The organism is Pantoea sp. OVA07A, from assembly GCF_019969975.1.
GTDB classification, from domain to species: Bacteria; Pseudomonadota; Gammaproteobacteria; order Enterobacterales; family Enterobacteriaceae; genus Pantoea; species Pantoea agglomerans.
This window is the reverse complement of the sequence record NZ_JAHXYM010000026.1, coordinates 1-476: the sequence shown is the minus strand read 5'-3', so window position 1 is coordinate 476 and position 476 is coordinate 1. Positions and strand designations below refer to the sequence as shown.

The window sequence follows — 476 nt, the reverse complement described above, 5'->3', positions numbered from 1 at the left end:
GCGGATCCAGTGCGGTGGAGTTCGTTCTGGTGGGCACACTCCTCACGGTGCTCGCGCTCGCCGTGCTGCAGCTCGCGCTCGCCGTGTACGTGCGCAATGTCGTGCACGATGCCGCGGTGGAGGGCGCATACTACGCGGCACTCGCCGACACGGAGCCCGAGGAGGGGGTGGAGCGCACTCGGATCGCCGTGAACCGCGCGGTGGGGGCGTCTTACGCGGAGGACGTGACGATCTCCATGACGGAGCAGGAGGTCACTGTGAGAGTTCGCACCACGCTCCCTGTGATCGGTCTGCTCGGCATCCCACACGCTCTGGAGGTGGAAGCGCATGCGCCGGTGGAGTCGCTGGGTGAAGAATGAAGACGGCTCGGCCGCACTCGAGTTCATCACGGTCGGGCTCATCCTGCTCGTGCCTCTCGTCTACCTGATCGCGACGCTCGGGGTCATCCAGGAGCAGACCCTCGGGGTGGAAGCGGC

General features: G+C 66.8%; 1 protein-coding gene. It reads left to right on the top strand.

The genetic code is table 11. The features are described 5' to 3' along the window. Nucleotides 1-359 (top strand): TadE/TadG family type IV pilus assembly protein (locus LC417_RS22315; protein WP_223566364.1); only part of this gene is annotated, 359 nt, incomplete at its 5' end. Nucleotides 360-476 lie beyond the last annotated feature (117 nt).